The following is a 20371-nucleotide window of genomic DNA, read 5'->3' as shown; positions in this document are numbered from 1 at the left end:
TGCCTAATCCTTTCGGATCAACCGCTCATCAACACGCCGCGATACATCGGGTCCTCGAGCGCTCGCCCAGTGCCGAGCGCCACGCAGGTCAACGGATCCTCCGCAACCGACACGGGCAGGCCGGTCTCGTCGCGCAGCACCTCGTCCAGCCCTTCCAGAAGCGCGCCGCCGCCCGTCAGGACGATGCCTTGGTCGACGATGTCGGCGGCAAGCTCCGGCGCGGTGTTCTCCAAGGCCACGCGGACGCCCTCGACGATCGTCGCGACCGGTTCGGACAATGCCTCGGCGATCTGGCCCTGGTTGATCTGGATTTCCTTGGGCACGCCGTTCACGAGATCACGTCCCTTGACGTGGATGATGACGCCGATGCCGTCATGGGGCGGGCGCGCGATGCCGACCTCCTGCTTGATCCGCTCGGCGGTCGCCTCGCCGATCAGCAGATTGTGGTTGCGGCGGACATAGGAGACGATCGCCTCGTCCATCTTGTCGCCGCCCACGCGTACCGAGGTGGTGTAGGCGAGCCCGCGCAGCGACAGCACCGCGACCTCCGTCGTGCCGCCGCCGATGTCGACCACCATGCTGCCGATCGGCTCCGTCACCGGCATGTCCGCGCCAATCGCGGCCGCCATCGGCTCCTCGATCAGCCAGACCTGGCTCGCGCCCGCGTTGGAGGCGGCGTCCCGGATCGCGCGGCGCTCGACCTTCGTCGAGCCCGACGGCACGCAGATCACGATCTCCGGGAAGCGCCACGGCCGCGCCTTGCCGCCATGCACCTTGTGGATGAAGTGCTTGATCATCTGCTCAGCGACGTCGATGTCGGCGATCACACCGTCACGCAGCGGCCGGATCGCCTCGATGCTCCCGGGCGTCTTGCCCATCATCAGCTTGGCGTCCTCACCCACCGCCTTGACGCGCTTGACGCCATTGATCGTCTCCACCGCCACCACCGACGGCTCGTTGAGCACGATGCCGCGACCACGGACGTACACCACCGTGTTCGCGGTGCCGAGGTCGATCGCCATGTCGTGCGACATGAACTTGAACAAACGCGAGAAGATCATCGGGCCCCGTCCGTTGCGCCCCGGCCGGAAGAGGGGGGGCGTTGTTCTGCTTCACCCGCTGCCGTCGCCCGCCAGCCTAGCCGGTGTCGATGGTAGCGCTGGCGAGGGGTCGCGGGATGCCTTCGCTTGGGCTAGGGCAACCGACGTGTCAATACGCCGCCTCCCGGAGCATCTGGTCAACCGCATCGCCGCCGGTGAAGTGGTGGAAAGACCCGCCAGCGCGTTGAAGGAGCTGGTCGAGAACGCGATCGACGCGGGCGCCGGCCGGATCGGCGTCGTGCTCGCCGACGGCGGGCTCGCGCGCATCGAGGTCGCGGACGACGGCTGCGGGATGACGCCGGCCGACATGGCGTTGGCGCTGGAACGCCACGCTACGTCCAAGCTTCCGGATGAGGCGATCGAGGAAGTCGCCACCCTGGGCTTCCGCGGCGAGGCGCTGCCGTCGATCGCGTCGGTCGCCCGGCTGACGCTGGAGAGCCGCACGCCGGGCGCCGACGGCTGGCGGCGGGTGGTCGACAACGGCACGCTCGCCCAAGAGGGCCCGGCGGCGCTCCCGCCGGGCACGCGCGTCCTGGTGGAGGCGCTATTCGCCCGGGTGCCCGCGCGCCGCAAGTTCCTGCGCAGCCCGCGCGCCGAGTACGCCGCCTGCCTCGACGTCGTCCGGCGTCTGGCGATGGCGCGGCCGGACGTCGCGTTCGCGGTCGAGCATGACGGACGCCGCGTGCTGGGCGTGCCGGGTAACGAGGATCGGCCCGGACGGGTAGCGGCGCTGGTCGATCGCGCGCTCGCGGCTAATTCGGTGGTGGTGGAGGTCGTGCGCGAGGGGTGGTCGCTCGGCGGCGTCGCCGGGCTGCCGACCTTCCATCGCGGTGTTCCCGATCATCAATATCTATTCGTCAACGGCCGGCCGGTGAAGGACCGGCTGCTGCTGGGCGCGATCCGCGGCGCCTATGCCGAGATGATGCCGCAAGGCCGGCATGCGGTCGTCGCGCTGTTCCTCGACGTGCCGCCCGGCGAGGTGGACGTCAACGTCCATCCCGCCAAGACGGAGGTGCGGTTCCGCGAACCGGCGCTGGTGCGCGGGCTGGTCGTCTCGGGGCTGAGGCGCGCGATCGACGAGGCGGGACACCGCGTCGCCGATCGCGCGCCGGCGACGGCTGGGTGGACTTCCGAGCATGTCCGTCATCCCCGCGAAAGCGGGGACCCATCTCCCACAAACGGCGTGCTCGATCCGTCCGACGGGAGCTGGGCCCCCGCCTATGCGGGGGTGACAGGGAGCGTGCTGAGGGAGCGGCGCGCAACCTTCTTCGCTCCCCCACCGCAGGCCCGCGCCGAACCCGCCGACGCCGCCCCGCCTGCGACCGTCGACTTCCCGCTCGGCGTCGCGCGCGGGCAGGTGGCCCAGACCTATATCGTCGCCGAAAATACCGAAGGGCTGATCCTGGTCGATCAGCATGCCGCGCACGAGCGGCTGGTGCTCGAACGGCTACGCGCGGCGGCGGCCGGCGGCCGGGTCGCGGCACAGGCGCTGCTGCTGCCCGAGGTGGTCGAGCTGGACGAGCCGGCGTGCGACCGGCTGGAGGAGCGCGCGACCGAGCTTGCCGCCATGGGGCTGGAGATCGAGCGGTTCGGCGCGCGTGCGATGCTGGTCCGCGCGACGCCCGCGCCGCTCGGCACCGCGGAGGTCGCCCCGCTGCTTCAGGACCTGGCGGATGAGCTGGCCGCGTTCGACACCGCACTGACGCTGCCCGACAAGCTCGACCGGATCGCGGGCACCATCGCCTGCCACGGCTCCGTCCGCGCCGGCCGCGTATTGTCGGTCGCGGAGATGAACGCGCTGCTGCGCGAGATGGAGCGGACGCCGCACTCGGGCCAGTGCAACCACGGCCGCCCGACCTGGGTGAAGCTGGCGCTGGGCGACGTGGAGAAGCTGTTCGGGCGATGACCCGTCATCGCGTTGTTGCGAGCGTAGCGAAGCAATCCAGAGCGGCACGCGCGAACCCCGGGTTGCCGCGTCGCTGCGCTCCTCGCAACGACCGGCCCTACGCCGCAACCCCTACCTCCTCCGCCGCGCTAGTCCAACCCAGCGACGGGATCGCCACCGATCGCCGGCCGCGCAGGTCAGTCCGCATCGCGATGACGTGGCGCCCTTCCAGATACTCCATTAGCCGGCGCGCCCGCCGGGGCGACTGGGTGCCGTACACGCGCGCGATCTCCGCGTCGGACGGACAGGGCGCCTCCTCGCGCGCAGCGTGGGCGAGGAGCAGGAACACGCCGAGCATGTCTCCGGGCACATCGGCGGCGACACGAAGCGCCGCCTGCCAGCCCGGCTCGTCCATGTCGGTGGGGTAGAGCCCGGCACGGGCCGCGGCCAGCGCCCTGCCGAACGCCTCGGGGCCGAGCGGCGATTGGGTCAGGCCGCGCATCCGGCAGCGGGCGGCGAAGTCCTGCTGCAGTGCGCCGGGCGCGCGGTGGCCAAGCTCCTCGTCCTCGACGATGTCGCGCAGCACCGCGGTAATGATCGGGGCGGGATCGAGCGCGGCGGCCTCGAACAGGTCGGCGGCCGCCGTCGGTGGTGGCTCGGCCGTCTCCTCGTCCAGTCGGGCGAGCAACTGCTCGACAGGTTGACGCGTCGCGACTGGGCCCGACACCGCGACGGTCGTGTCGGACACCGCATCCGACAGGAACCGGTCACGGTCGCCCTGGCTGAACGCGGGCAGCGGACGGAGCGCGGGGCCGGCGCCACGGCTGCCGGTCTCCACCGCGCCGATCGTGACCAGCAGCGGCCGCCTAGCCAGCGCCGGGCCGAGCGCCAGGAACTGGCCGCGCGCGAGGTCGCGGATCTGCTCCGCCTGCCGCCGCTCCATGCCTAGCAGGTCGGCTGCGCGCGCCATGTCGATGTCGAGGAAGGTGCGTCCCATCAGGAAGTTGGACGCCTCCGCCGCCACGTTCTTGGCGAGCTTGGCCAGCCGCTGCGTCGCGATCACGCCGGCTAGGCCGCGCTTGCGCCCGCGGCACATCAGGTTGGTCATCGCGCCCAGCGACACCCGCCGCGCCTCCTCGCCCACGTCGCCGGCGGCGGCGGGCGCGAAGAGCTGCGCCTCGTCCACCACCACCAGCACCGGGTGCCAATGCTCGCGCGGCGCGTCGAACAGCCGGTTCAGGAACACGCCCGCACAGCGAAGCTGCGCGTAGACCTCAAGCTGTTCGAGGTTGAGGACGACCGACGCGCGCTGCGCCCGGACGCGCGCGGCGATGCTCGCGGCCTCGGCCTCGCTATAGTCGGCGGCGTCGATGACGAGGTGGCCGAAGCGCTCGGCAAGCGTGACGAAGTCGCCCTCGGGATCGATGACGACCTGCTGCACGCTACCTGCGCTCTGTTCGAGCAGCCGGCGCAGCAGATGCGATTTGCCCGATCCCGAATTGCCCTGCACCAGCAGCCGGCTGGCCAGCAGTTCCTCCAGGTCCATCGTCGCGGCCTTGCCGGATGTCGCGGTTCCCATGTCGATCGCGGTGGTCATGGAGCAGCCTTTGCCGAACGGGAGCGGGCAGGGGCAAGCGGGAAGTCTGCCGTCATCCCAGCGCAAGCTGGGATCGCTTCGAGTGAGAGTACCTCCTGACGCAGCGACCCCAGCGTTCGCTGGGGTGACGGCTTTGTGTGTCCGCCTGGACAAACGAAAAGGCCGCCCGGATCGCTCCGGACGGCCTTTACACAATTGGAAAACCCGGCTCAGCCCTGCGCCGGACCTGCATCCGCTTCGGCGGTCGCACCAGGCTCCGCGTTGGGATCATACGCCTCGACGAAACCCGCCTCGTCGCGCTCGTACATCGACGCCATGACGTCGACGCCCGATGCCTGCATCTCGGCCTCTTCGGGCGAGCGGGCGACGTTGACCTTGACGGTCACCGCCACCTCGGGGTGCAGCGACACTTTCACCTCGTACAGCCCGATCGCCTTGATCGGCTTGTCGAGCACGATCGCCGCCTTGGGCACCTTGTGGCCGTCGGCGACCAGCGCGTCGACCAGGTCGCGCACCGCGACCGAGCCGTAGAGCTGGCCGGTGTTCGACGCCTGGCGGATCAGCGTCACCGACGCGTCCTTGAAGGTCTTTGCCTCCGTCTCGGCCTCGCCGCGGCGGTTGGCATTGTCGCTTTCGATGCGGGCGCGGTTGGCCTCGAAGACCTTCCGGTTCGCCTCGTTGGCGCGCATCGCCTTCTTGTTGGGGAGGAGGAAGTTGCGGGCGAACCCGTCCTTCACCTTCACCACGTCGCCGATGGCGCCGAGCTTTTCGACGCGCTCAAGCAGAATGACGTCCATGTCTGCGGACTCCTTACTTAACGACGTAGGGCAGCAGGCCCAGATGGCGGGCGCGCTTGATCGCCTGCGCCAGCTCGCGCTGCTTCTTCGCGCTCACGCTGGTGATGCGCGAGGGAACGATCTTGCCGCGTTCGGACACGAAGCCCTGGAGCAACCGGACGTCCTTGTAATCGATCCGGGGCGCATCCTTGGCGCTGAACGGGCACGACTTGCGACGACGGAAAAACGGACGAGCCATTATGCGGCCTCCTCTTCGCGATCACGGCGGGGGGGGCGGTCGCCCCGGTCACCGCGCTCGCCACCACGATCACCCCGGTCGCCACGATCCCGATCGCCGCCACCGCGACCATCACGGTCGCGCTCGCCGCGACGTTCGCGGTCACGCTCCTGCTTGCGCATCATCACCGTCGGGCCGGCTTCCAGCTCGTCGACCTTGACGGTCATGAAGCGGATGATGTCCTCGTTGATCTGCGTTTGGCGCTCCAGCTCGGCGACCACGCCCGCGGGCGCGTCGATCTCGAGCATCACGTAATGCGCCTTGCGGTTCTTCGCGATGCGATACGCAAGCGAACGCAGGCCCCAGGTCTCGGTCTTCACGACCCTGCCCTTGTTGTCCTGGATGATCTTGGTGGCGGTTTCCGCCAGTGCGTCCACTTGCGCCTGTGCCAGATCCTGGCGCGCAAGGAACACGTGCTCGTACAGAGCCATGCCTTCTGTTCTCCTGCCGATCGCTGACGCCGCACCATGCGACGCCCCTCCGACTGTCGTTCGAATGAAACGGGCAGGCGACCATGCCGGCCGTCCGCCCGATGAGGCGGCTATGGCCGATCGACACCCGAAACGCAACCGTGGCGCGGGCACGCCGTTTCGCCTACCCCGCCGCCGACAGGCGATGAGGCCGGGCAAGAGGATGATCGATGCGCGCGTTCGTGTTTCCGGGGCAGGGTAGCCAGGCGGTCGGCATGGGCGTCGCCATCGCCGATGCGAGCGCCGCCGCGCGTGAGGTGTTTCAGGAGGTCGACGAGGCGCTCGGCCAGAACCTGTCGCGACTGATGGCGGATGGTCCGGCGGACGAGCTGACGCTGACGCAGAATGCGCAACCCGCGATCATGGCCAATGCGATCGCCACGCTCCGGATGCTTGAGAAGGACGGCGGCGTGCGGCTCGCGGCCAAGGCGGACTATGTCGCCGGCCACAGCCTGGGCGAATATACGGCATTGTGCGCGGCGGGCACGTTCGACCTGCCCACCACCGCGCGCCTCCTGCGGCTGCGGGGCCAAGCGATGCAGGCAGCGGTGCCGGTCGGCGAGGGGGCGATGGCGGCGCTGCTGGGCGTCGACCGCGACAGGGCGGAGACGATCGCGGGCGCAGCCGTCGATTCGATCCTGGCGGAGCGCGGACCCCCGCTCGTCTGCACCGTCGCGAACGACAATGATCCCGGCCAGGTCGTGATCTCCGGGCATCGCGCGGCGATCGAGCGCGCGGTGGCGCTGGCGAAGGAGATGGGCGCCAAGCGCGCGCTGCTGCTGCCCGTGTCCGCGCCGTTCCATTGCCCGCTGATGATCGACGCCGCCACCGCGATGGAGGCGGCGCTGCTCGACACCGATCTGTCCGCGCCGCTGGTGCCGCTGTTCTGCAACGTCGATGCGGTGGCGATCGCCGATCCCGGCGCGATCCGCGTCGCGCTGGTCGCGCAGGTGACCGGCATCGTCCGCTGGCGCGAGAGCGTGCTGGCGATGCAGGCGGCGGGCGTGACCCAAGTGGTGGAGTTCGGCGGCAAGGTGCTCGCCCCGATGGTGAAGCGGACGGCGCCCGATCTGGCGGCGATCAGCATCGTCTCGCCGGCGGAGGTCGAGGCGTTTGCCAAGACGCTGTGACGGGAGGATTGGTCCATGAATCGCGCAGCTCTTGCCATCGTTGCCGCACTGCCGGCTGGGGGAGCGGCACCGCCAACTACGGACCGGGTCGAGTTGCCGGTGCGTCTCGTCATGCTGTCCGACGGAACCCCGCGCTTCGGCGTGCCGATGCGGATCGCGGGGCGCGAGGTAGAGGCGGGGCTGGATACCGGATCGACCGGGCTGCGGGTGATGGCGCGCGCCTTGCCCGTGGACGCGCGGGCCGGGGGAGCCGCCGTCCACTACAGCTATGGGTCGGGCACGGTGTTGAACGGCCCGGAAGTCGAGGTGCCGGTCGCGTTCGGCGACGGAGCGCCGACCGCGGTTCGCATCCAGCGTGTCGAGCATCTGTCGTGCATCGCGAGCCGGTCCCACTGTCCAGCGTCCCGCAACGATGATCCGGCGACGTTCGGGATCCAGGGCAACGGCCTGCCCAACGAGGGGTTTGCCGCGATCCTGGGCGTCAACCTGCGCCCATCGCACCAGCCCAACGCGTTCGAGGCGACCGGCGTGGGGCGCTGGATCGTCGAACTGCCGGTACCGGGCCACACTGGAGCGGGCCGCATCATCCTCAACCCGACCGCAGCAGAGACCGTCGGCTATCGTGCCATGCGCTTCGACAGCGACGACAACTCGCTGCCCGGCTGCATCGGCGGCGAACGACCGGTCGGCACGATCTGCGGCCCGGCCACCATCGACTCAGGCGCGCCGGGCCTGCGTGTCGTTCAGGGGACGGGTCACGCGCCCGTGCCACCCGGAACCACCGCCACGATCCAGATCGGATCGGGCAAGTCGGCGGTGGCGTGGCAGGTCGCGACGGAACGGCGCGATCAGGGAAGCCACTTGAGCTTCGAGCAGCGTCCCGATGCCGCCTCTCCCCGCCTGTTCCTGGGGACCGCGCCTTACTACCGTTTCTCCATCCTCTTCGACGCCGACGCGCACACGATCGGCTTCAAGCCCCATTAGGACTTCAAGATGTTTGACCTTTCAGACATGACAGCGCTCGTAACCGGTGCGAGCGGGGGCATCGGTTCCGCGATATCGCGCGCGCTGGTGGGGCAGGGCGCGCGGCTCGCGATGTCCGGGTCCAATCCTGACAAGCTGGAGGCGTTCCGTGCGGAGATCCAAGCGGAGATGGGCGGCGATATGCAGGCGCTCGTCTGCGACCTATCCGATGCTTCGGCGGTGGACGCGCTGGTGCCTCGAGCCGTGGCGGCGCTGGGAGGGCGGCTCGACATCCTCGTCAACAACGCCGGCGTCACGCGCGACAATCTCGCAATGCGGATGAAGGACGAGGAGTGGGACACGGTCATCCGCGTGAACCTCGAAGCCGCCTTCCGCCTGATCCGCGCCGCCGCGCGCCCGATGATGAAGCAGCGGTTCGGGCGGATCGTGTCGATCACGTCGGTGGTGGGACAGACCGGCAATCCGGGCCAGGCCAACTACGCCGCCTCCAAGGCCGGACTCGTCGGCATGAGCAAGGCGCTGGCGCAGGAGCTCGCCAGCCGCGGGATCACCGTCAACTGCGTCGCTCCCGGCTTCATCCGCTCGGCGATGACCGACGGGCTGCCCGAGGCGCAGAAGGCGGCGCTCACGACGCGCATCCCGATCGGGGACCTCGGCACCGGGGAGGACATCGGCGCCGCCGTCGCTTATCTCGCCAGCCGCGAGGCCGGCTACGTCACCGGCCAGACGATCCACGTCAACGGCGGCATGGCGATGATTTGAGCGCGGGCGATGATCCCCAAGTGACGCTTGCCAGCCTTCGGAGGCCGTCCTAGGGGCCGTTTCAACCTCCATTCATCATAGGGAAAAGTCCATGAGCGAGACCGCCGACCGCGTGAAGAAGATCGTCGTCGAGCACCTCGGCGTCGAGGCCGACAAGGTGACGGAGGACGCGAGCTTCATCGACGATCTGGGCGCGGACAGCCTTGACATTGTCGAGCTGGTCATGGCGTTCGAGGAGGAGTTCGGCGTCGAGATCCCCGATGACGCCGCCGAGAAGATCACGACCGTCAAGGACGCGATCACCTATATCGACGAGCACAAGTCGTAAGGATGCCGCTGACCCGTGAGGGTCATCTGGTTCGACGGCTCTTCGTCCCGATCGGGTGGGCGGAGAGCCGTTTGCGTTATATCCGTCACCCCAGCGCACGCTGGGGTCTCGTCATGCCGGCGAGATGCCAGCCTGCGCTGGCATGACGGGATCGGAAGGGGAACACCATGCGTCGTGTCGTCATCACCGGGCTGGGGCTCGTCACGCCGCTGGGCGCGGATGTCGAGACGGCCTGGGCGAATCTGATCGCGTCCCGCTCAGGCGCAGGGCGGATCACGCATTTCGATGCCGCCGACCAGAAGTGCCAGATCGCGTGCGAGGTGAAACCCGCCGATCACCCCTGGGGTTTCGACCCCGACAAGCGCGTCGATCACAAGATCCAACGTCAGGTCGACCCCTTCATCATTTTCGGCATCGACGCCGCCGGCCAGGCGCTGGAGGACGCGGGCCTGACGCAAATGACCGAGGCGGAGCGGTTCCGCGCCGGCTGCTCGATCGGCTCGGGCATCGGTGGTCTGCCGGGGATCGAGAGCGAGTCGCTGGTCCTCGCCGAAAAGGGTCCTCGCCGGGTCTCGCCGCATTTCGTGCATGGGCGGCTCATCAACCTGACCTCGGGCCAGGTCTCGATCAAATACGGCCTGATGGGGCCGAACCACGCGGTCGTCACCGCCTGTTCGACCGGCGCGCACTCGATCGGCGACGCGGCGCGGATGATCGCGATGGACGATGCCGACGTGATGCTGGCCGGCGGCTCGGAAGGCACGATCTGCCCGATCGGCATCGCCGGCTTCGCCGCGGCGCGCGCGCTCAACACGAGCTTCAACGATCGGCCGGAACAGGCCAGCCGCCCCTATGACCGCGACCGCGACGGATTCGTCATGGGGGAGGGTGCCGGCGTCGTGGTCCTCGAGGAATATGAACGCGCCAAGGCGCGCGGCGCGACGATCTATTGCGAGGTGGTCGGCTATGGCCTGTCCGGTGACGCCTACCACGTCACGGCGCCGGAGCCCGAGGGATCGGGCGCCTATCGGTCGATGGAGATGGCATTGCGCAAATCGGGCCTGGCGCTGTCCGACATCGATTACATCAACGCGCACGGCACCTCTACCATGGCCGACATGATCGAGCTGGGCGCGGCCAAGCGGCTGTTCGGCGATGCGATCGGCGGCGTGTCGATCAGTTCGACCAAGTCGGCGACTGGCCATCTGCTGGGCGGTGCGGGCGCGGTGGAGAGCATCTTCTGCATCCTCGCGATGCGCGACGGGATCGTGCCACCGACGCTCAACCTCGACAATCCATCGGAGGGCGCGGAGGGCCTCGATCTGGTGCCTCACGTCGCCAAGCAGCGTCCGGTGAAGGCGGTGCTCAACAACAGCTTCGGCTTCGGCGGCACCAACGCGTCGTTGGTGATGCGGGCGCTGTAGCGATGGCGGGCGCAAGCGGTTCGATGCGGCGTGGGGCGCGGCTGGGCCTAGTCGTCGCGCTGGCGCTGGTCCTGCTCGTCTTCTGGGTGGTCCATGGCTGGGGCGGCCCCGGCCCGGCGCCGCGCAACCTGACGGTCGACATCCCGCAGGGTGCGACGCTGGCGGGCGCGGCGACCGAACTGGAAAAGGCGGGCGCGATCCGATCCGCCCGTCGCTTCCGCCTCTATGCCCGGGTGTTCGGCAGCAGCGAGCCGATCCGCGCGGGCGAATACCGGATTCCCGCGCACCTCAGCCAGTCGGATATCCTGAAGCTGCTGCAGGGCGGCCGCACGCTGCAGCGGTTCGTGACGATCCCTGAGGGCCTGCCCTCCGTGCTCGCGCAGCAGGTGCTGATGGCCTCGCCCGAACTGACCGGCAAGGTGGCGGTGCCGCCCGAGGGGAGCCTGCTGCCCGACAGCTACAGCTATTCGCGCGGCGAGCCGCGCGCGCAGATCGTGTCACGGATGCAGGCCGCGATGAGGCGCTACCTCGCCGCCGCCTGGGCGAAGCGCAAGCCGGGGATCGCGGTCACCACGCCGCGCCAGGCGCTGATCCTCGCCGCGATCGTCGAGAAGGAAACGGGCAAGCCCGCCGAGCGGCGGATGGTCGCGGCGGTCTATGGCAACCGGCTGAAGCAGGGCATGCCGCTCCAGGCGGACCCGACGTTCATCTATCCGATCACGCAAGGGAAGCCGCTCGGGCGACGGCCGCTGCTGTCGGAGGTCCATGCCAAGAACGCGTACAACACCTATGAGATGGTGGGCCTGCCCGCGGGGCCGATCTGCAACCCGGGCCGCGCCTCGATCGACGCGGTGCTCGATCCCGCGCCATCGACCGCGCTCTACTTCGTGGCCGACGGCACGGGCGGCCATGTCTTCGCCGACACGCTGGACCAGCACAACGCGAACGTGAAACGCTGGTACGCGATCCGCCACGCACGCGGCGAGATGTGAGCTAAGCGTAGCGCTGCGCGAACGCCGCGGCCGCGCCGAACAGCCCCGGCTCGGGATGGGTGATGAGCTTCACCGGCAGCGCCGCCATCATCTGCCGGAACCGGCCCTTGGCCGCGAAGCGTTCGGCGAAGCCCGACTGCGGCAGCCTGTCCTTCAGCCGGTAGCCGAGCCCGCCCGCGATCACGACCGCCTTCGCCCCGTGCGCGAGCGCCAGATCGCCAGCCACCGAGCCGAGCGCCAGGCAGAGCCGGTCGACCGCGGCGAGCGCCACGCCGTCGCCGTCGTCGAGCGCGGCCGACCAGATCTGCTTGTCCGTCAGTTCCGGCCCGGACCGGTTCTCCAGCGCCGCGAGCGTCGCATGGATCGCGACGATCGCCGGCCCCGCGCAGACCCGCTCGGCGGACACGCGGCCGAACACGTCGCGCAGCCGCGCGACCAGCGCATCCTCGATCGGGTCATGCGGCGCGAAATCGATGTGGCCGCCTTCGGTTTCCAGGACATGATAGCCGTCGCTCGCCCGGAACAGCTGCGCGACCCCAAGCCCCGTTCCGGGCCCGCAGATCGAGACGACGCCGCGATCGGGCAGCCGCGTGTCGGGGCCGCACAGATGCGTGAACTCGTCCGGTCCAGCCTGCGCCACGGCGTGGCCCACCGCGCCAAAGTCGTTGACGAGGACGTACTCGTCGACCAGCAGTTCCTCGCGGAGCAGCGCCGGGCGGATCACCCAGGGGCTGTTGGTCAGCTTGATGACCTCGCCGCCGACCGGCGACGCGACCGCGATCGCCGCTGATCGCGGCAACGTCCGGCCGAGCATCCGGCCGTACGCCTGCCAGGCCACTTCGAGGCTGGGGTAGTCCGCGGTGTTCAGGATGCGCTGCTCGTCCAGGGACGCCACGCGCCCACCCTCGACCTGCGCGATCGCCAAGCGGGCGTGCGTTCCCCCGATGTCGGCGGCGACGACCTCCATGTCCTTCTCCTGCCGGTCGCGTGAGCCGATGCACGATTACTGCGTCAGGGTGCCCAGTGCACGTCGACCGGCAGTTCGGTGTCGGCCAGCACCCGGCCGATCGGATAGCTCGACGATGGCCCCTGGTCGATCGCGCGTTCCAGCACCTCGCGCTTGTCCTGGCCGGTGATCGCGATCGTGACCGCGCGGGCGGAGACGATGGCGGCGCGGCTGAGCGTCACGCGCGGCACCGGTGCCTCGGCGGGCAGCGGGTCGGGCATCACGCCCAGCGCGCGCCGCTCGCGCGGGCCCGACAGCGCCTCGTCATAGTCCGGCCCGGGGAAGATCGAGGCGGTATGCCCGTCGCCACCCACGCCCAACAGGACGAGATCGAGCGGCCAGTGCAGATCCTTCAGCCGCGCATCGGCGGCGCGGCCGGCGGCGCGATAGTCCGCCGCCTTCTCGCTGATGAGCGGGATGACGCGTGCGCCCGTCGGGATGAACGCCTTGCCGAGCATCGTCACATTGGACAGCGGATCGCCGAGCGCGACGATCCGGTCGTCGCCGGGGATGATCGTCACCTTCTTCCAGTCGAGCTTCGCCTTGGCGAGCTTGTCATAGGCGGCGCGCGGCGTGTTGCCGCCGGCGAGCGCCAGCACCGCCGAGCCGCGCGCGTCGAGTGCGCTCTCGATCACGAACTGGATGTCGCCCGCGACCGCCTCGGCCATCTCGGCTGCGTCGTCATATTCCCACCATTCGATCTCGGTCATGTCTGCTCCATCAAAGGGTTGAGCGAGGCCGGATCTCGCCTCAAAAGGCCGTTCATGCTGAGCCTATCGAAGCACTGTACTTCCTGTCGGGAAAGGCAGCCCCCTTCGACTGCCTGCCTGCGGCAGTCGCTCAGGACAGGCTTCGACAAGCTCAGGGTGAACGGAAGAAGGATAGGCTCAATCGTCCTGCCAGGTCACACCATCGCGGTCCGTCAGCGCGACCGAGCCCGACGGTCCCCAGCTTCCCGACGGATAGCTCTTGGGATGTGTGCCGTTCGCCGCCCAGCCGGCGCGGATCGCGTCGATGAAGCGCCACTGTGCTTCCACCTCGTCGCGGCGGACGAACAGCGTCTGATCGCCCTCGATCAGGTCGAGCAGCAGCCGTTCGTAGGCGATCCGACGGCGCTCCTTGAACTGCTTGTCGAGGCTCAGGTCCAGCGGCACCTCGCGCAGGCGGACGCCATCGCGGTCGAGCCCGGGCTCCTTCGCCATCACCAGCAACTGGACATATTCCTCCGGTTGGAGGCGGATCACCATCACGTTGTTCTGGAGCTGCCCCCCGCGCGAGGCGAACATCGAATGCGGCACCGGCTTGAACTGGATCGCGATCTCCGACCGGCGCGTCGCCATCCGCTTGCCGGTCCGCAGGTAGAAGGGCACGCCCTGCCAGCGCCAGTTGTCGATATGCGCCTTCACCGCGACGAACGTCTCGGTGCCCGACGGCTTGCCGAGCTCGTCGAGGTAGCTCTTGACGAACTCCCCGCCCGTCGCGCCCGCGCCATACTGGCCGGTGACGGTACACTCCTGGACCGCCTCGGGCGTGATGAACCGCAGCGAGCGGAGCACCTTCACCTTCTCGTCGCGGATCGCGGTGCCGTCGTAATGCGTCGGCGGCTCCATCGCCACCAGCGCCAGGAGCTGGAGGATGTGGTTCTGCACCATGTCGCGCAGCGCGCCGGTGTCGTCGTAATAGCCCGCGCGGCTTTCCAGGCCGACCGTCTCGGCGATGGTGATCTGGACGTTGTCTATCCCTGCGGCGTTCCAGACCGGTTCGAACAGCACGTTGCCGAACCGCAGCGCCATGATGTTCTGGACCGTCTCCTTGCCGAGATAATGGTCGAACCGGAAAGTGCGCTCCTCAGGGAAGGCAGCGGCGACCGCGTCGTTGATCTCCTGGCTCGACGGCAGGTCATGGCCGAGCGGTTTCTCCAGCCCGACGCGCACCGTGTCGCCGGCGAGGCCTGCGGACTGGAGCCCGGTCACCACCGCCTCGAACAGCGACGGCGCGGTCGACAGGAACACCGCGAGCCCGCCCGACACGTCCCCGATCTTGTCGGCCAGCGCCTGGAAGCTGGTGTGGTCGCCCACGTCCAGCGGCACGTAGTTGATCCGGGCGAGGAAGGCGTCGAAGCTGCCCGCGTCCTTGCGATCGTCGGGCAGGAACTTGTCCAGCGAGCCGCGCGCGAAATCGCGGAAGCTCCCGTCGTCGTAATCGCTGCGCGACGTGCCGGTGATCGTCAGGCCCTGGGGAAGGAGCCCATCAACGTGCAGATTATATAGCGACGGCAGCAGCATCCGCTGCGACAGGTCGCCGCTGGCGCCGAACAACAGCATCTTGCCGACAGGCTGGCGTTGGGACTCGGCGGCCATGTGGTTCTCCAGAAGGCAGGTGATACGAAACGGGGCAGGGTCGTCCGGCCGGCGCTCAGCGCACCAGCCCGGCCATCGGGTCCAGGCCGGCCATGATATTGAGGTTCTGCGCGGCCGCACCCGCGGCGCCCTTGCCGAGATTGTCGAGCGTGGCGATCAGGCGGACCTGCCCGTCGATCGGGTCGGCGAAGGCGTGGAGCGTCATCCGATCGGTGCTCGCATCGTCCTCGATCCGGACATAGCTGACGTCGTCGGCGGACACGCGGATCAGCGAGGAACCGCCGAATGTCGCGTCCAACACGTCGCGGACATCCCCGGGCGACACGCCGGGGTTCAACCGCGACCAGGGCAGCGGCACCTCGATCACCATGCCGCGATAGATGTTGGCGACGGAGGGCAGGAAGATCGGCGCGACCGACAGCCCGGCACGCGCGGTCATCTCCGCGACGTGCTTGTGCCGCAGGCCAAGCGCATAGGCGCGATGCGCGGACGCGGCGCCGCCCTCGAACTCCGCGATCATCGCCTTGCCGCCGCCCGAATAACCCGACGTGCCGTGGACGACGAGCGGCCAGTCGGCGGGGATCAGCCTCGCGCGCACCAGCGGCGCGATTAGCGCGAGGAATCCGGTGGGATAGCAGCCGGGATTGGAGACCCGCATCGCGGCCGCGACGTCGAAGCCCAGTTCGGGGAAGCCGTACGTCCATCCCTCGGCCACGCGATGCGCGCTCGAGGCATCGATGATCCTGGTGCGCGGATTGTCGACCAGCGCCACCGCCTCGCGCGCCGCTTCGTCGGGCAGGCACAGGATGACGATGTCCGCATCGTTCAACGCCTCGCGACGGGCGGCAGCGTCCTTTCGGCGCGCTTCGGACAGGGCGATCAGGTGCAACTCGGCCCGCCCCGCCAGCCGCTCGCGGATCTCAAGCCCCGTGGTACCGGCGGCGCCGTCGATGAACACCCCGACGCTCACGCCTGCGGCTCCAGCGCATCCCGATCGACATAGCCGACCAGGCCCGCCGCGGTGGCGATCCCCCAAACGTGATCGGCCGAGAGTTCCAGCATGTCGAATTGATCGCCGGGTTCGAGGCGAGCCACCACGTCGCCGGGTCGCGATACCGTCACCGCGACCGCTCGGGTCGCCCGGCACGGGATCGCCGCCGCGAAATGCGATGCCAAGACCTTTCCGGCGAGGCGGATGTCCGCGAGGTCCGGGCGGATCGCGTTGGTGGCAGGGTCGAGGATGACGGCGGGGCCGGTAAGCGCGAACCCATCACGCGCCCGCACGCTCGAGATCGGCGTCCTGGGCATCGGGCTCGTCGGTTCCTGGCCGGTCGTCGGCGTCGTCATGCTCGGCGTCGCCGATGAATTGCCCGAACTCCTCAAGAAACACAGCCCCCTCGGACGTTCGAGCGACGAAGATGTTGCGCTTGTCGCTGTCGTCACGTTGGCGGCGCAGATAGCCGAGCGTGCCCAGCCTGTTCAAGGCGCGCGTCACTACCGGTTTCGAGACGTTGAGCACCCGGGCGAGTCCGCGCACCGTGTGCGGCCCGGGATTGAGATAAACCACCAGCAGCAAGGCCATCTGTCGGTTCGTCAGGTCTGGCTCGCCCGAGCGGACATAATCCACCAGAGTCGCCATCCAGCTTTTTAGCTCGGGTTCCGCCAGACTTGCCAACTCGGGCCTTCCCACGTCGCAGGGACGAAACTCGCTGTCCCGCCTCCTGAACGTTCGCGCATCCCACTGGTTTCCCGACAATGCCATTTGATGCGCCCGTCCGGCCAGCGGGGCAGGCGAGGGGTTCGGTTGATCGCGCGCGTACGCTGGCCTATGTCGCCGGTTGTCGTCCCCGGTCCGGAACCTTCATGTTCACCTTCCTGCTCATCGTCCATGCCGTAATTGCCGCCTCGTTGGTGACGGTGATCCTGATGCAGAAGTCGGAAGGTGGCGGCTTGGGCATGGGCGGAAGCCCGTCCGGGCTGATGAGCGCGCGTGGCGCCGCCGATTTCCTGACCCGCGCGACGTCGGTGCTGGCGGCGTTCTTCGTCGGCTTCTCGATCCTGCTGGCTGTCCTCGCCTCGAGCAGGCACTCGGTGGGTACGATCGATACCTCGCTGGCCAAGCGTCCCGCCGCGCAGCCGGCGACGACCCAGCCGCTGCCGGCCGAGCCGACCGCGCCTTTCTCGAAGGGCGCGAACATCTCGGCGCCGGCGGCGACCCCGCAGGACAACGGACAGGGCGTCCCGCTCGCCCACTGACGCTTCCGTTCGTCGCTTCCGCCGCGTTCCGTGTCGCGCGGGCGCTTGTCGTCACGCGTCCCGAAAGGCTAACCCACTCCTCCCATGACCCGGTTCATCTTCATCACCGGCGGCGTGGTCTCCTCGCTTGGCAAGGGACTCATGGCGGCGAGCCTTGCCGCGCTGCTCCAGGCGCGCGGCTATCGCGTCCGCATCCGCAAGTTCGACCCCTATCTCAACGTGGATCCGGGCACGATGAGCCCGTATCAGCACGGCGAGGTGTACGTGACCGACGACGGCGCGGAGACCGACCTCGATCTTGGCCATTACGAGCGGTTCACCGGCGTCGCCTCGCGCCAGTCGGACAACGTCACCTCCGGTCGCATCTACAAGACGATCATCGAACGCGAGCGGCGCGGCGACTATCTCGGCGCGACGGTTCAGGTGATCCCGCACGTGACGGACGCGATCAAGGCGTTCGCCAAGGCGGAGACCGAGGACCTGGATTTCGTACTGTGCGAGATCGGCGGGACGGTCGGAGACATCGAGTCGTTGCCGTTCATCGAGGCGATCCGGCAACTGCGCAACGAGCTGGGGCGCGGGCAAACGGTCAGCGTCCATGTGACGCTCGTCCCCTACATCACCGCTGCGGGCGAGCTGAAGACCAAGCCGACGCAGCATTCGGTGCGCGAGATCGCCTCGCTCGGCGTCGCGCCCGACGTGCTGGTCTGTCGCTGCGAGCACCCGTTGCCGCCCGCCGAACGCGCCAAGATCGCGCAGTTCTGCAACGTTCCCGCCAGCGCGGTCATCCCCGCGCTCGACGCCAAGAGCATCTACGCGGTCCCGCTGCAATATCACGCCGAAGGCCTGGACGAGGAGGTGCTGCGCGCGTTCGGGATCGAGCCCGGCGCGGCGCCGGACCTGACCCGCTGGACCGAGATCGTCGATCGGTTGACCAATCCCGAGGGCGAGGTGACGGTCGGCGTCGTCGGCAAATACGTCGGGCTCCAGGACGCGTACAAGTCGCTGGGCGAGGCGCTGGTCCATGGCGGGATCGCCAACCGCGTGAAGGTGACGATCGACTGGATCGACGCGGAACTGTTCGAGCGCGGCGACGCGGGCGAGATCGCCGCGCGACTGGAGCCGTGCCATGCAATCCTGGTGCCCGGGGCGTTCGGCGAGCGCGGCGCGGAGGGCAAGATCGCGTCGGTCCGCTTCGCCCGGACGCGCGAGATCCCCTATTTCGGCATCTGTTTCGGCATGCAGATGGCATGCGTCGAGGGCGCCCGTGATCTGGCCGGGATCGCCGGTGCCTCATCCACCGAGTTCGGGCCCACCGACGAGCCGGTCGTCGGCCTCATCACCGAATGGATGAGCCAGGGCGGGATCGAGCGGCGCGAGGCGGAAGGCGACATGGGCGGCACGATGCGGCTCGGCGCCTATGATGCGACGCTCGCCGGCAATTCGGTCGTCGCTTCCATCTACGGCGGCACGCACATCAGCGAACGGCATCGCCACCGCTATGAGGTCAACACCGGCTATCGCGAGGCGCTGGAGAAGGGCGGCCTCGTCTTTTCGGGCATGAGCCCGGACGGCATGCTGCCCGAGATCGTCGAGCGGCCGGATCACCCCTGGTTCGTCGGCGTCCAGTTCCATCCGGAACTGAAGAGCAAGCCGTTCGACCCGCACCCGCTGTTCGCGAGTTTCATCGCCGCGGCGGTGCGGCAGAGCCGGCTGGTTTAGCCGTCTGGTCTGGTAGGAGCGCGACATCGAGCGAAACCTGCGGGCCAATGCCGTCCACTGCGTTAGTCAGGCCTGTCAGCAGAACGATCATCGTTCCATCGGGCGCGTGTTTGCTAAAAATGGTCTCTGCGCGCCCGTGCGGGTCGGTATAGGCTTCAAAGCCTGTGGAACGGAGCAACGCTTCAGCGAAGCGAAAGGCCGCAGGTCCCTGAGTCGTATTTTCTAGAACAACGTGACAGCGACCCGAAGCATCGCCAGTGCCGACTAAGACGCTGCTAGGTTTGCGGATCGATCGATACCATTGCGGAACGGCCGGGTAACGACCTGCAAGCGCGTCCAATGGCAAAGGGGCAGGCTACAATAGCAATTGGCTGGCTCGGACCCGGGTTAGAGGGGTACCCCTCGCGACGCCGAAACACACCTTCGGTATCATGTTGAAAACTATTGTTGGCAAGTCGGGATCAGCATCGACCGTCTTCGGTGTGCCCGGTACAAGGGTGAACGCGGCAACCGCCGCTAAAAGGGGAAATGGCATCTCGGGCTCCAAAACGGCAGGAACCGCTTAGGCCACAAACGATCATCAGATTCTTAACACTCTAGGGTGGCAGGCGAGAAATCGATAAACAGGCGTCCGGTGTTTCCAGGACGCCTGTTCTTTGACTAACACTTACGCCTTAAGCCGCCTGCGCCTCTTCCGCCGGCGCGTTCTCGACGGCGGCCAGCGGCGTGCCCGTCTTGATCGCGATAGTCTTGGGCTTCATGGCTTCGGGCACTTCGCGGACCAGGTCGACCACCAGCAGCCCGTCGTTCAGCCGCGCGTCCGCCACGAACACGAAGTCGGCGAGCTCGAACCGCCTCTCGAAGCTGCGCGTCGCGATGCCGAGGTGCAGGAAGTTGACGCCCGCCGCGCCGCCCGTCTGCGCCTCGTCCTTCTTGCCGGACACGAGCAGCAGGTTCTGCTGCGCCACGATCTCGATCTCCTCGCGGGCGAAGCCGGCGACGGCGAGCGTGATGCGATAGCGGTCGTCCGCGACGCGCTCCAGATTGAAGGGCGGGTAGTTCTCGGTGCCGCTGCTGCGGGCGTTCGTCTCGAGCATGTCAAACAGCCGATCGAAGCCGACGGTGGAGCGGCGGTAGGGAGTGAGGTCCAGTCGCATATCAAATCCTCCTGTGAGCGAGTTGACGAGGACCGTCAGCCTCTCGGAAGACGATCCATATACACGGCCCTTCAAGGCGCCGCGCCGCACCCATTTGGTTCGCGCCGCAACATCATCAAGTCCC

General features: G+C 68.5%; 21 protein-coding genes. 9 read left to right on the top strand and 12 right to left on the bottom strand.

The features are described from left to right. Positions 1-17: 17 nt before the first annotated feature. A complete protein-coding gene (locus ACFE65_RS09020) occupies positions 18-1061 on the bottom strand; it encodes a rod shape-determining protein (RefSeq protein WP_375382023.1) in 1044 nt (347 codons plus the stop codon). 145 nt (positions 1062-1206) lie between these two features. Here ACFE65_RS09020 and mutL point away from each other — a divergent pair, with 145 nt between their 5' ends. Next, positions 1207-3006 carry a DNA mismatch repair endonuclease MutL gene (gene mutL / locus ACFE65_RS09015; protein WP_375382022.1) on the top strand — a complete coding sequence of 600 codons (1800 nt, stop codon included), beginning with the start codon at positions 1207-1209 and terminating at the stop codon, positions 3004-3006. A 97-nt stretch (positions 3007-3103) separates the two neighbouring features. Here the strand turns inward: mutL and ACFE65_RS09010 are convergent, their stop codons facing one another. The 4 genes from ACFE65_RS09010 to rpsF all read right to left on the bottom strand — a co-directional run bounded on the left by ACFE65_RS09010 (position 3104) and on the right by rpsF (position 6087). Then, a complete protein-coding gene (locus ACFE65_RS09010; protein ID WP_375382021.1) occupies positions 3104-4582 on the bottom strand; it encodes an AAA family ATPase in 1479 nt (492 codons plus the stop codon). A 209-nt stretch (positions 4583-4791) separates the two neighbouring features. Next, on the bottom strand, positions 4792-5379 hold the full coding sequence (rplI, locus tag ACFE65_RS09005; protein WP_375382020.1) for a 50S ribosomal protein L9: 588 nt from the start codon (positions 5377-5379) through the stop codon (positions 4792-4794). A 13-nt stretch (positions 5380-5392) separates the two neighbouring features. After that, complete coding sequence (gene rpsR, locus ACFE65_RS09000; RefSeq protein WP_007403456.1) at positions 5393-5617, bottom strand: 30S ribosomal protein S18; 225 nt, start codon at positions 5615-5617, stop codon at positions 5393-5395. After that, on the bottom strand, positions 5617-6087 hold the full coding sequence (rpsF, locus tag ACFE65_RS08995) for a 30S ribosomal protein S6 (RefSeq protein ID WP_375382019.1): 471 nt from the start codon (positions 6085-6087) through the stop codon (positions 5617-5619). Before rpsF ends, rpsR begins: the two co-directional genes overlap by 1 nt. Before the next feature lie 209 nt (positions 6088-6296). Between rpsF and fabD the strand changes: the two genes are divergently transcribed. From fabD to mltG, 6 genes are all read left to right on the top strand, one after another. After that, positions 6297-7256, top strand: coding sequence for an ACP S-malonyltransferase (fabD, locus tag ACFE65_RS08990; RefSeq protein WP_375382018.1), 960 nt, complete (start codon positions 6297-6299; stop codon positions 7254-7256). A gap of 15 nt (positions 7257-7271) precedes the next feature. Beyond that, the gene (locus ACFE65_RS08985; RefSeq protein ID WP_375382017.1) at positions 7272-8240 is read left to right on the top strand and encodes a hypothetical protein; all 969 of its coding nucleotides are present in this window, start codon (positions 7272-7274) and stop codon (positions 8238-8240) included. Positions 8241-8249: 9 nt separating this feature from the next. Beyond that, the gene (fabG, locus tag ACFE65_RS08980; RefSeq protein WP_375382016.1) at positions 8250-9002 is read left to right on the top strand and encodes a 3-oxoacyl-[acyl-carrier-protein] reductase; all 753 of its coding nucleotides are present in this window, start codon (positions 8250-8252) and stop codon (positions 9000-9002) included. 91 nt (positions 9003-9093) lie between these two features. Further along, the gene (locus ACFE65_RS08975; protein WP_055843503.1) at positions 9094-9330 is read left to right on the top strand and encodes an acyl carrier protein; all 237 of its coding nucleotides are present in this window, start codon (positions 9094-9096) and stop codon (positions 9328-9330) included. A 167-nt stretch (positions 9331-9497) separates the two neighbouring features. Further along, positions 9498-10754 carry a beta-ketoacyl-ACP synthase II gene (gene fabF / locus ACFE65_RS08970; RefSeq protein ID WP_375382015.1) on the top strand — a complete coding sequence of 419 codons (1257 nt, stop codon included), beginning with the start codon at positions 9498-9500 and terminating at the stop codon, positions 10752-10754. A 23-nt stretch (positions 10755-10777) separates the two neighbouring features. Next, a complete protein-coding gene (gene mltG / locus ACFE65_RS08965) occupies positions 10778-11746 on the top strand; it encodes an endolytic transglycosylase MltG (RefSeq protein ID WP_375382042.1) in 969 nt (322 codons plus the stop codon). A 1-nt stretch (position 11747) separates the two neighbouring features. Here mltG and ACFE65_RS08960 read toward each other — a convergent pair whose 3' ends face one another. The 6 genes from ACFE65_RS08960 to ACFE65_RS08935 all read right to left on the bottom strand — a co-directional run bounded on the left by ACFE65_RS08960 (position 11748) and on the right by ACFE65_RS08935 (position 16751). Continuing rightward, positions 11748-12713 carry a glucokinase gene (locus ACFE65_RS08960; RefSeq protein WP_375382014.1) on the bottom strand — a complete coding sequence of 322 codons (966 nt, stop codon included), beginning with the start codon at positions 12711-12713 and terminating at the stop codon, positions 11748-11750. 44 nt (positions 12714-12757) lie between these two features. Next, entirely contained in the window at positions 12758-13462 is a 705-nt protein-coding gene (pgl, locus tag ACFE65_RS08955) for a 6-phosphogluconolactonase (RefSeq protein ID WP_375382013.1), read from the bottom strand. 177 nt (positions 13463-13639) lie between these two features. Continuing rightward, positions 13640-15112, bottom strand: a complete 1473-nt coding sequence (gene zwf, locus ACFE65_RS08950) for a glucose-6-phosphate dehydrogenase (RefSeq protein WP_375382012.1) — start codon at positions 15110-15112, stop codon at positions 13640-13642. Positions 15113-15167: 55 nt separating this feature from the next. Continuing rightward, positions 15168-16082 (bottom strand): N-acetyl-gamma-glutamyl-phosphate reductase, encoded by a 915-nt coding sequence (gene argC, locus ACFE65_RS08945; protein WP_375382011.1) that lies wholly within the window; start codon positions 16080-16082, stop codon positions 15168-15170. After that, entirely contained in the window at positions 16079-16459 is a 381-nt protein-coding gene (locus tag ACFE65_RS08940) for an SH3 domain-containing protein (RefSeq protein WP_375382010.1), read from the bottom strand. Before ACFE65_RS08940 ends, argC begins: the two co-directional genes overlap by 4 nt. Further along, positions 16383-16751 carry a MarR family transcriptional regulator gene (locus ACFE65_RS08935; protein ID WP_375382009.1) on the bottom strand — a complete coding sequence of 123 codons (369 nt, stop codon included), beginning with the start codon at positions 16749-16751 and terminating at the stop codon, positions 16383-16385. The genes ACFE65_RS08940 and ACFE65_RS08935 overlap by 77 nt, the downstream gene beginning before the upstream one ends. A 224-nt stretch (positions 16752-16975) precedes the next feature. Between ACFE65_RS08935 and secG the strand changes: the two genes are divergently transcribed. Both secG and ACFE65_RS08925 read left to right on the top strand, forming a co-directional pair. Next, positions 16976-17368 carry a preprotein translocase subunit SecG gene (gene secG / locus ACFE65_RS08930; RefSeq protein ID WP_375382008.1) on the top strand — a complete coding sequence of 131 codons (393 nt, stop codon included), beginning with the start codon at positions 16976-16978 and terminating at the stop codon, positions 17366-17368. Positions 17369-17452: 84 nt separating this feature from the next. Continuing rightward, entirely contained in the window at positions 17453-19090 is a 1638-nt protein-coding gene (locus tag ACFE65_RS08925; RefSeq protein WP_375382007.1) for a CTP synthase, read from the top strand. A gap of 674 nt (positions 19091-19764) precedes the next feature. Here the strand turns inward: ACFE65_RS08925 and ACFE65_RS08920 are convergent. Further along, entirely contained in the window at positions 19765-20247 is a 483-nt protein-coding gene (locus ACFE65_RS08920; protein ID WP_375382006.1) for an Hsp20 family protein, read from the bottom strand. Between the last annotated feature and the right edge of the window lie 124 nt (positions 20248-20371).

Origin of the sequence: uncultured Sphingomonas sp. (genome assembly GCF_964237335.1) — a bacterium.
Taxonomy (GTDB): Bacteria; Pseudomonadota; Alphaproteobacteria; order Sphingomonadales; family Sphingomonadaceae; genus Sphingomonas.
This window is presented reverse-complemented; position numbering and strand designations above follow the sequence as displayed.

Excerpts from the sequence above, each read along its gene's own strand:
- ACFE65_RS09020 (WP_375382023.1), bottom strand. The coding sequence starts at position 1,061 with ATGATCTTCTCGCGTTTGTTCAAGTTCATGTCGCACGACATGGCGATC.
- ACFE65_RS09010 (WP_375382021.1), bottom strand. The coding sequence starts at position 4,582 with ATGACCACCGCGATCGACATGGGAACCGCGACATCCGGCAAGGCCGCG.
- rplI (WP_375382020.1), bottom strand. The coding sequence starts at position 5,379 with ATGGACGTCATTCTGCTTGAGCGCGTCGAAAAGCTCGGCGCCATCGGC.
- rpsR (WP_007403456.1), bottom strand. The coding sequence starts at position 5,617 with ATGGCTCGTCCGTTTTTCCGTCGTCGCAAGTCGTGCCCGTTCAGCGCC.
- rpsF (WP_375382019.1), bottom strand. The coding sequence starts at position 6,087 with ATGGCTCTGTACGAGCACGTGTTCCTTGCGCGCCAGGATCTGGCACAG.
- fabD (WP_375382018.1), top strand. The coding sequence starts at position 6,297 with ATGCGCGCGTTCGTGTTTCCGGGGCAGGGTAGCCAGGCGGTCGGCATG.
- ACFE65_RS08985 (WP_375382017.1), top strand. The coding sequence starts at position 7,272 with ATGAATCGCGCAGCTCTTGCCATCGTTGCCGCACTGCCGGCTGGGGGA.
- fabG (WP_375382016.1), top strand. The coding sequence starts at position 8,250 with ATGTTTGACCTTTCAGACATGACAGCGCTCGTAACCGGTGCGAGCGGG.
- ACFE65_RS08975 (WP_055843503.1), top strand. The coding sequence starts at position 9,094 with ATGAGCGAGACCGCCGACCGCGTGAAGAAGATCGTCGTCGAGCACCTC.
- fabF (WP_375382015.1), top strand. The coding sequence starts at position 9,498 with ATGCGTCGTGTCGTCATCACCGGGCTGGGGCTCGTCACGCCGCTGGGC.
- mltG (WP_375382042.1), top strand. The coding sequence starts at position 10,778 with ATGCGGCGTGGGGCGCGGCTGGGCCTAGTCGTCGCGCTGGCGCTGGTC.
- ACFE65_RS08960 (WP_375382014.1), bottom strand. The coding sequence starts at position 12,713 with ATGGAGGTCGTCGCCGCCGACATCGGGGGAACGCACGCCCGCTTGGCG.
- pgl (WP_375382013.1), bottom strand. The coding sequence starts at position 13,462 with ATGACCGAGATCGAATGGTGGGAATATGACGACGCAGCCGAGATGGCC.
- zwf (WP_375382012.1), bottom strand. The coding sequence starts at position 15,112 with ATGGCCGCCGAGTCCCAACGCCAGCCTGTCGGCAAGATGCTGTTGTTC.
- ACFE65_RS08940 (WP_375382010.1), bottom strand. The coding sequence starts at position 16,459 with ATGACGACGCCGACGACCGGCCAGGAACCGACGAGCCCGATGCCCAGG.
- ACFE65_RS08935 (WP_375382009.1), bottom strand. The coding sequence starts at position 16,751 with ATGGCGACTCTGGTGGATTATGTCCGCTCGGGCGAGCCAGACCTGACG.
- secG (WP_375382008.1), top strand. The coding sequence starts at position 16,976 with ATGTTCACCTTCCTGCTCATCGTCCATGCCGTAATTGCCGCCTCGTTG.
- ACFE65_RS08925 (WP_375382007.1), top strand. The coding sequence starts at position 17,453 with ATGACCCGGTTCATCTTCATCACCGGCGGCGTGGTCTCCTCGCTTGGC.
- ACFE65_RS08920 (WP_375382006.1), bottom strand. The coding sequence starts at position 20,247 with ATGCGACTGGACCTCACTCCCTACCGCCGCTCCACCGTCGGCTTCGAT.